Source organism: Hydrogenophaga sp. (genome assembly GCF_041633695.1).
GTDB lineage: Bacteria > Pseudomonadota > Gammaproteobacteria > Burkholderiales > Burkholderiaceae_C > Hydrogenophaga.
Window position 1 is genome coordinate 1 of sequence record NZ_JBFJMY010000250.1, and the last position, 6,218, is coordinate 6,218.

General features: G+C 61.7%; 5 protein-coding genes. All 5 read right to left on the reverse strand.

The genetic code is table 11. The annotated features are described in order from the left end of the window. Positions 1-18: 18 nt before the first annotated feature. Positions 19-924 (reverse strand): ABC transporter permease, encoded by a 906-nt coding sequence (locus ABYB95_RS14955; RefSeq protein ID WP_372659367.1) that lies wholly within the window; start codon positions 922-924, stop codon positions 19-21. Positions 925-1,074: 150 nt separating this feature from the next. Further along, positions 1,075-2,190, reverse strand: coding sequence for an ABC transporter ATP-binding protein (locus ABYB95_RS14960; protein ID WP_372659368.1), 1,116 nt, complete (start codon positions 2,188-2,190; stop codon positions 1,075-1,077). An 87-nt stretch (positions 2,191-2,277) separates the two neighbouring features. After that, positions 2,278-3,444 (reverse strand): extracellular solute-binding protein, encoded by a 1,167-nt coding sequence (locus tag ABYB95_RS14965; protein WP_372659369.1) that lies wholly within the window; start codon positions 3,442-3,444, stop codon positions 2,278-2,280. Positions 3,445-3,588: 144 nt separating this feature from the next. Beyond that, positions 3,589-5,028, reverse strand: a complete 1,440-nt coding sequence (locus tag ABYB95_RS14970) for an aspartate aminotransferase family protein (protein WP_372659370.1) — start codon at positions 5,026-5,028, stop codon at positions 3,589-3,591. 116 nt (positions 5,029-5,144) lie between these two features. After that, the coding region (locus tag ABYB95_RS14975) for a glutamine synthetase family protein (protein ID WP_372659371.1) at positions 5,145-6,218 on the reverse strand (1,074 nt) is incomplete at its 5' end.

A 6,218-nucleotide genomic window follows, 5' to 3' on the forward strand; every position in this document is an offset into this window, starting at 1 on the left:
CGCAGCGCGGCGGGGGGGTCATTTCTCCTCCGCCGTGTAGTGGTAATAAATCGCCAGCGGCACGATGATCAAACCGATCATCACCACCGCCAGCGCGGTGGACTTGGGCCAGTCGTTGGCGGTGAACATCTCGTCCCACACCACGCGGCCGATCATCATGTTTTCGGGTCCGCCCAGCAACGAGGGAATGACGAATTCGCCCACGCAGGGAATGAAGACCAGCATGAAGCCGGCGATGATGCCGGCCTTGGACAGCGGCACCGTCACCAGCCAGAACGCCTTGAACGGTGTGGTGCCCAGGTCGTAAGCGGCCTCCAGCAAGCGAAAGTCCATCTTCACCAAGTTGGCGTACAGCGGCAGCACCATGAAGGGCAGGTAGACATAGGTCATGCCCACCAACATCGACACGTCGGTGTAGAGCATGAGTATGGGTTCCTGGATGATGCCCAGCGCCATCAGCAAGCGGTTGAACACGCCCTGGTCGGCCAGAATGCCCTTCCAGGCGTAGACCCGCAGCAAAAACGAGGTCCAGAACGGCAGCATCACCATCATCAACAAGGCCGGCCGCACCGAGGCGGGCGAGCGCGCGATGAAGTAGGCAAACGGGTAGCCCACCAGCAGGCACAGCACCGCCGTGCACAGCGCGTACCAGATGGACCGGACGTAGGCCTCGACATAAATGGTCTTGAACAGCACGCCGGTTTCGGCGTTGCGGAAGATGGACCAGTAGTTCTCGTACTTGAGCTTGAGCACGCCGGTGTCGGCATCCCAGATCGGCTTGAACGGAATGATGTCGCCGCCCATGTCCACAAAGCTGATGTAGAGCAGGATCAGGAAGGGCAGAAAGAAAAAGACGAACAGCCAGAGGTAGGGCACGCCAATGACGAAGCGCTTGCCGGGCATGGGGAGAGACGAGATAGCCATCAGTGGTCTCCAGAGAGATAGGCAGAGAGGCGAGGCCGAAAAAGATGTCTTCAGTCCAGGATGCGGAGGAACCGCCCTTCGTCAAGCTCAGGACGGGCTGCAGGCATTGCCCCTTGGGGGGTGACGCGAAGCGGCGTGGGGAGAGCCATTTCAATCCCTCAGCACAATCCCGGCGCTGTCGTGCCACCAGAAAAACACCTCGTCTTCCCAGGTGATGTTGGACACTTCCTCGCGCGAGGTGTTGGCCTCGGTGATCTTGACGCGGCTGCCATCGCTGGCCTGCACGATGTAGGTGTTGTACGAACCGAAGTAGGCGATCTCTTTCACCTTGCCTGTGAACAGGTTGTGGTGCACCGCCGGGCGCTGCTTGGCGATCTCTAGCTTCTCGGGCCGCACCGCGATCGCCACCGGCATATTCACCGTGCCGCTCACGCCGTGGCCCACGTGGATTTCCCCGATGGCCGTCACGGCCGCGCACCGGTCCACCTCGTCCACGCTGAGCTTGCCTTCAAAAATGTTCACGTTGCCGATGAAGTCGGCCACAAAACGGTTGGCCGGGTGTTCGTACACCTCCTCGGGGCTGGCCACCTGCAACACGCGCCCTTTGCTCATGATGGCGATGCGGCTCGCCATGGTCATGGCCTCTTCCTGGTCGTGCGTCACCATCACGCAGGTCACACCCACTTTTTCGATGATGTTGACCAACTCGAATTGCGTCTGTTCGCGCAGCTTCTTGTCCAGCGCGCCCAGGGGTTCGTCGAGCAGCAGCAACTTGGGCCGCTTGGCCAGGCTGCGTGCCAGGGCCACGCGCTGCTGCTGGCCGCCCGAGAGCTGGTGCGGCTTGCGCTTGGCGTACACACCCAGTTGCACCAGATCGAGCATCTCGCCCACCCGCTGCTGGATCTCGGCCTTGGGCAGGCCTTCGCGCTTGAGGCCAAAGGCCACGTTCTCCCAGATGTCGAGGTGGGGGAACAGCGCGTACGACTGGAACATCATGTTCATGGGCCGGTCGTAGGGTGGAAAACCGGCCACGTCCTGGCCCCCGAGCAAGATGCGCCCCGAGGTCGGCTTTTCGAACCCGGCCAGCATGCGCAGCAAGGTGGACTTGCCACAGCCCGAGCTGCCCAGCAAAGCGAAGATTTCGCCCTTGCCAATGGAGAGCGTGACCTCGTCCACCGCCACCGCTTCGTCGAAGCGTTTGACCAGCTTTTCGGTCACGAGGAAATCGGGTTCGTATTTCAAATCACAGTGGGGGGCTGATGCCATGGCGACTCCTGATTGTGCAATCCCATGAAAAAGGGCTGTTCATACCTGGTGTACGAACAGCCCCATGTCTGGTGCAACAGACTTGACTTATTTACCGCGTTTGAAAGCGTTGTAGGTGTCGTTCAGCACGCCGCTGACCTCGTTGGTAAAGCCACCGGTGGGGATGAGCCGGGCGGTGTTCTCGGCGTCGAGGAAGATGGTGCTGTTGCCCTTGATTTCGGGCTTGATGAGATCGAGTGCGGCGACGTTGCCGGTGGGGTAGTTCATCTCGTTGGCCATGGAAGCGGCGTTCTCGGCACGCAGGTAGAAGTCCATGAACAAATGGGCGTTGTTCGGGTGCGCCGCGTCTTTCGGGATCGCCATGGTGTCGATGAACACCAGGCCACCGCCGGTGGGCAGCAGCGGCACGATCACGTCTTTGGAGCCGTTTTCTTTCACGCGGTCGGCGGCGATGTTGATGTCACCCGACCAGCCCACGAAGGCGCAGGCCTTGCCACCGGCGATGTCGTCGATCATGGTGCTGGAGAACAGGCGGATGTCCTTGCGCACCTTGCCCAGCATGTCGCCAGCCAGTTTGAAATCGGCCGGGTCGCTGCTGTAGGGCGGCTTGCCCACGTAGTGCAAGGCGATGGGCAGGATCTCGCTGGGCGAGTCGAGGTAGGCGATGCCGCAAGACTTCAGCTTGCTCGAATACTTGGGGTCGAACACCAGGTCCCAGGCGTTCTCGGGCATGGGCATGTCGCCCAACGCCTTTTCAACCTTGCCCTTGTTGATGCCCACCGTGGTGAAGCCCCAGGCCCAAGGCACCAGGTGCTTGTTCTCGGGGTCCACGCCCGCGATCTTGGCCATGAAATCGGGGTTCAGGTTCTTGTAGTTGGGGATCTTGCTCGGGTCGATGGCCTGGTACAGATCGCCCTCGATCTGCTTCTTGGCAAACCCGGCGGTGGGCACCACGATGTCGTAGCCCGAATTGCCGGCCACCAGCTTGGCGTGCAGCGCCTCGTTGTTCTCGAAGGTGTTGTAGTTCACCTTGATGCCGCTCTCTTGCTCGAAGGCGGCGATCATGCCCTCGGGAATGTAGTCGGCCCAGTTGTAGATGTTGAGCACCTTCTCTTCGGTGTTCACCGGTGCGGCGGGGGCCGCTGCGGGCGCTTCGGCAACCGGAGCGGGCACGGCCACAACCGGTTCTTCTTTTTTGCCGCAAGCGGCCAGCAGCATGGCGGCAATGGCCAGGGCCAGGACTTGTTTTTTCATGGTGAGCAACTCTCCAGGGTGGTGGGTCGAGACCCAGCAGTTGACGGAAGGGAATTGGCTGTGGTGCGCGTCGTGTTGACAAGCAAATTACAGACCAACTTTATCCCCATCTCGGGGCACGGAACACTGTAACAAAGAATCGGTTCAGGCCAGCTTGCCATCCGCACGCAGATCGTCCAGCGTCGCGTCCAGGCAGCGCCGGATCAGCACCATCATGTCGTCGATCTGGGCGCGCGTCATCACCAGCGGCGGCGCGATGATCATGCGGTCGCCCACGGCGCGCATGATCAATCCGTTGTTGAAACAATGGTTGCGGCACATCATGCCCACGCCCAGAGCGGGGTCGAACATTTCCTGGGTCGCCTTGTTCTTCACCAGCACCAGGCCGGCCGAAAAACCCACCGTCTCGGCCAGACCCACCAGGGGGTGGGCATCGAGTTCCTCGAAGCGCTCGGCCAGGTAGGGCCCGATATCGTCCTTCACCCGCCCGGGCAGGTTCTCGCGCTCCATCAGCTCGAGGTTGGCCAAGGCCACCGCGCAGGCCACCGGGTGGCCGCTGTAGGTGTAGCCGTGGTTGAACTCGCCGCCCTTTTCAATCAGCACCTTGGCCACGCGGTCGCCCACCATCACACCGCCCAGGGGTATGTAGCCGCTGGTCACGGCCTTGGCAAACGTCACCAGGTCGGGCTTGTAGCCGTATTTTTCGTAGGCGAACCAGTGACCCAGGCGGCCAAAGGCGTAAATCACTTCGTCGGAGATCAGCAAGATGCCGTACTTGTCGACGATGCGCTGGATCTCGGGCCAGTAGGTGTCGGGCGGCACGATCACGCCGCCAGCGCCTTGCACCGGCTCGGCGATGAAGGCGGCGACCTTGTCGGCACCCAGTTCCAGGATCTTCTCTTCCAGCCAGCGCGCGGCGCGCAGCCCAAAGTCGGCCTTGCTTTCGCCGGGCTGGCCATTCTCAAAGTAGTACGGCTGTTCGATGTGGGCGATGTTCGGAATCGGCAGATCGCCCTGGGCGTGCATGCCGCTCATGCCGCCCAGCGAAGCACCCGCCATGGTGCTGCCGTGGTAGGCGTTCTGGCGGCTGATGATGATTTTGCGCTGCGGCTGCTCCAGCAAATCCCAGTAGCGGCGCACCATGCGCACATTGGTGTCGTTGCTCTCGGAGCCGCTGCTGGAAAAAAATACGTGGTCGAACTTGCGACCGTCCACCGAAGGCGCCAAAGACGACAGCTTGGCCGCCAGTTGCACGGCAGGCACATTGGTGGTCTGGAAGAAGCTGTTGTAGAAGGGCAGCGTCATCATCTGCTGGTAGGCGGCATCGGCCAGTTCCTTGCGCCCATAACCCGCGTTCACACACCACAGCCCGCTCATCGCGTCGAGGATCTTGTTGCCCTCGGAATCCCAGACATAGATGTTGTCAGCCCGCGTGATCACGCGCGAGCCGTGCTGCGCCGAGTCGCCCAGATCGGTGAAGGGGTGGAAGTAGTGCGCGCTGTCCAGCTTCTGAATGGCCTTGGTGTCGTGCTTCTGGTCGCGCTTCACCAGGGCTGGCGGGGCGATGATGTTGGATGTGTTCATATGGCAGGCTCACTTTTCAGATGCGAGGGGGTTGTTCCAGAACGCCGCGGAACCGGCTCTGCCGGGCCGCCAGCGTTGCCCCCTGGGGGGTGACGCGCGCAGCGCGGCGCGGGGGGTTAAACGTGCAGCAACAGATGTTCACGTTCCCATGGCGAAATCACCTTCATGAATTCGTCGAACTCCAGTTCTTTGATCTCGGTGTAAACCGTGATGAACTCTTTGCCCAGGATCTCGTGCAGATCGGTTTCCTTGCGCAGCCAGTCCAGCGCCTCGCCCAGACTGCGCGGCAAGGAATACGGCGCCAGGTAGGCGTCGCCCTTCATTTCGGGCTTGGGCTGGAGCTTGTTCTTCATGCCCAGGTAGCCGCAGGCCAGCGTCATGGCCATGGCGATGTAGGGGTTGGCGTCGGCACCGATGACCCGGTTTTCCACGCGGCGCGCCTGTGGTGTGGCAATGGGCGAGCGAATGCCCACGGTGCGGTTGTCGTGGCCCCATTCGATGTTGATCGGCGCGGCCGTGTTGCGCGAGAGGCGGCGGTAGCTGTTCACATAGGGCGCCACCAGCACCATGGCCGACGGCACGTAGCGCTGCAGGCCACCGATGTAGTGGTAGAAGGCGTCGGACGCGGTGCCGTCTTCGTTGCTGAAGATGTTGTTGCCGGTGCTCATGTTCAGAATGCTCTGATGGATGTGCATCGCACTGCCCGGCTCACCGGCAATCGGTTTGGCCATGAAGGTGGCGTACATGTCGTGGCGCATGGCCGCTTCGCGCACCGTGCGCTTGAAGAAGAACACCTCGTCGGCCAGCCCCAGCGGATCGGCGTGGAAGAAGTTGATCTCCATCTGGCCGGCACCCACTTCGTGGATCAGCGTGTCCACGTTCAGGTTCATCTTCTCGCAGTAGTCGTAAATCTCTTCGAACAGCGGGTCGAACTCGTTCACCGCATCGATGCTGTAGGCCTGGCGCGAGGTTTCGGCGCGGCCGCTGCGCCCGATCGGCGTCTTCAGCGGCGTGTTCGGGTCGGTGTTGCGGGCCGTCAGGTAAAACTCGAGCTCGGGCGCGACCACCGGCTCCAGACCGTCGGCCGTGTACAGCTCACACACCCGGCGCAGCACACTGCGCACCGCATACGGCACCAGCTTGCCGTCGTGATCGAAACAATCGTGGATGACTTGGGCGGTGGGGTCCGA